Genomic DNA, 3126 nt, shown 5'->3' with positions numbered 1-3126 from the left:
TACACACTGCAGGGCGACGCGTTCTCGCTCGCCATCATCCACGATCAGGAGCCGCCGACGCCGCTGTCCGATTCCATCCGCAACATGGCCGTGATCGACGCCGTTTTCCGCTCGGCCGAGACCGGGGCGTTTGCCACGCCCGAGGTCGAATGACCATTCGAATGGCGCGCGCTGCCGCACTGCTGTTAATCCCGGTTATGTTGCCCGCGCAGGAGATCTATAAGTCCGCGCAGTTCGCCATCTCAGCGGACCGCGTCACGCAAGGGCAGTTCATCGCGCGCGCAATTTCGTCCGACGAGATCGAATCGAATTACCCGGATGCCGCTACGTCGCGACGTTGGAAACTCAGCACGGATGTTAGTTCCTATCCGCAGCTGCGATCGCCGAACGTGCTGGTGCGTGCGCTCTACAACCTATCGCTCGAGGAACTGAAGAAAGACATCCGGCCGGATGGCGCGTTCATGGCCGGCGCTAAGTGGGATGGCGTGTGGACGCGCGATATCAGTTACAGCATCCTTCTTTCATTGGCCGCGATCGAACCTGAAATCGCGAAGGCCAGCCTGTTACGTAAAGTTACCCGCGGCCGCATCATTCAGGACACGGGGACGGGCGGTTCCTGGCCCTGCTCGACGGATCGCATGACCTGGGCGTTGGCCGCGTGGGAGATCTATCTAAGTACGGGCGATCGGGGCTGGCTTGCGCAATCCTTCCAGATCATTCGCGCGAGCGCGGCCGATGACGCGCATGTCGTCTTCTCCCGCGAGACAGGAATGGTTCTTGGTGAATCCTCGTTTCTCGATTGGCGCGAGCAGACCTATCCGCGCTGGATGCAACCCGCCGATATCTATAGCTCGCAAGCCCTTGGCACGAATGCCGTTCATTACCGCACTTACCAGATTCTTGCCGCGATGGCCAGGCTACTCGGCAAACCTTCCGAAGAGTACACGCGCACTGCAGAGCAAATCCGCGCCGCAGTCAACAAGAACCTATGGCTCGAAGATAGAGGCTATTACGGACAGTACCTCTACGGTCGCATCACGATGAGCGTGTCCCCGCGCTCGGAAGCGCTCGGGGAAGCACTTACGATACTCTTCGATCTCGCGCCGCCCGAGCGTCAAACGCGCATGCTATCCAGTGTGCCCGTGATGGCGTTCGGAATTCCCTGTATCTACCCGCAGATTCCCGAAATTCCGCCCTATCACAACAACGCGATCTGGCCGTTCGTGCAGGCTTACTGGAACCTGGCGGCCGCTAAGCAAAACGACATGCCCGCGGTGCTGCAAGGCCTGGCCTCAATCTGGCGCGCGGCTGCTCTCTTTCTGACGAATCAGGAGAATATGGTCGCCGGCACAGGCGATGCGAAAGGCACCGCGATCAACTCCGAACGCCAACTCTGGAGCGTCGCCGGCAATCTCGCAATGATCTATCGCGTCCTGTTGGGCATGGATTTCACCGAGGCGGGGTTGCGCTTTCATCCGGTGATTCCGAAAGCGCTCGGCGGCGCGTGGGACCTGGACAACTTCCGTTACCGCGGCGCGCAGCTTAGCATCCATGTCGAAGGTTTCGGAACTAAGATCGCGACGATCGCTCTCGATGGTCATCCACTCCCGAACCCGGTGCTCCCGTCGAGCATCGCGGGTGCGCATGAGATCCGCATCAGGATGGACAACCGGGAAAAAACGGCAGCCCCGCTGAAATTGGTGGACGCGGCAGTGTCGCCAGACACGCCGGAGACGTGGTGGGGTTCACTCGAGGTAACGGGCTTTCACAACTTGTACACGAAGCCCGTCGATCACATGCGCTATATGGCTTTTCAGGATGGTCATGCGCTCGATAACAAAGGGGCGAACGCGGTCAACATAAGCGAGAACCAGCTCGACAGCGAGTTTCAAGTCCTTGCCCTCGACTCCGAAGGACTCCGCTCCTTCCTCAATGAACCGCTTCGCCTGTTCGACTCCAGTCACGAAATGATAGTCGCCGCGCCGAGTGGCCCCATCGATCTGACGCGGACCACAAACGCAAAGGTCACGATGCAGGCCGACATCCCCGCGGCCGGCGCCTATGCCATCGACCTCCACTACGCCAACGGCAGCGGTCCCATCAACACCGACAACAAATGCGCCATCCGCACGCTCTCCGTCGACGGTAAGGAAGTCGGCGCGATCGTTCTTCCGCAGCGCGGTAAGGACGACTGGAAAGACTTCGGCTACACGAACCACCAGACCGTGCAACTCACCGCCGGACCTCATACATTCACCCTCAACTTCGATCCCTGGGACGAGAACATGAATGGCGAAGTCAATCGCGCGCTAGTCGATCAAATGCGCCTGACCCGGCTGCGGTGACTTAACCGGTTGACCCCGCAGCGCGCCATTGATATGCTGCGGGCGTTCGAAGCTTGTCAGCAAAGGAATCACCCATGCAACCGAAACACTTCTTTCTCCTCGCTTTCGCCGCGATCGCGAGCGCAACGTCCGCTCTTAGTCAAACCGAGAACATACTCTATACCTTCAAGAGCGAAGCCGACGGATACTCTATCGGCGGGTCTGCTCTCGTTCTCGACAAAGCTGGAATTCTCTTCGGCACAACCACCAGCGGCGGAATCAACAACTGTGGAAGCTTCTATCCCGGCTGCGGCACGATTTACCAGCTACAACGTCCGGCGCAACCCGGCGATCCGTGGGTCAAGAATACAATCTGGCGGTTCCAGGGCGGCATCGACGGGGGCCTTCCTTCGGGACTCTTTGTAAAAGACGGAAAGCTTCTCGGCCAGGCGGGAATCGGCGGAAACGGGACGTGCTCGGGCGGCTGCGGCTATCTCTTTCTACTCACGCCGCCTACCGCAGCCGGGGGCATCTGGACTAAGACCGTACTCTACGAATTTCCCGATGCCGCGGCGGAATGCGGCATTTACACGTTCGATGCCGCCGGTAACTTCTTCGGCGTCGGTTCATCGACTAATGGGAACGGTAGCATCTGTAAACTTAGTCCTCCCAGCGAAAGTGCGGGTTCATGGAGCGTAACCACCTTATATACCTTCAAAGGGAATGCTCCCGGTCAGTCTTTTGGCGACGGGTCCGGCCCGCTCGGAGTCGTCTTCGATAAGCAGGGGAACCTATGGGGCGC

Annotated in this window: 2 protein-coding genes; both read left to right on the top strand. The window is 59.3% G+C overall.

What is annotated here, in order from left to right; translation table 11 throughout:
- Window positions 1–161: 161 nt before the first annotated feature.
- Window positions 162–2345 (top strand): glycogen debranching protein, encoded by a 2184-nt coding sequence (locus H1Y01_RS07480; RefSeq protein WP_180539819.1) that lies wholly within the window; start codon window positions 162–164, stop codon window positions 2343–2345.
- Window positions 2346–2419: 74 nt separating this feature from the next.
- On the top strand, window positions 2420–3126 hold a 707-nt coding region (locus tag H1Y01_RS07475; RefSeq protein WP_180539818.1), incomplete at its 3' end, for a hypothetical protein.

The organism is Nevskia soli (assembly GCF_903970205.1).
In the GTDB taxonomy this organism is placed as follows: Bacteria; Acidobacteriota; Terriglobia; order Bryobacterales; family Bryobacteraceae; genus Bog-113.
This window is presented reverse-complemented; position numbering and strand designations above follow the sequence as displayed.

Coding starts and splice junctions, on each gene's coding strand:
- H1Y01_RS07480 (WP_180539819.1), top strand. CDS start 162: ATGGCGCGCGCTGCCGCACTGCTGTTAATCCCGGTTATGTTGCCCGCG.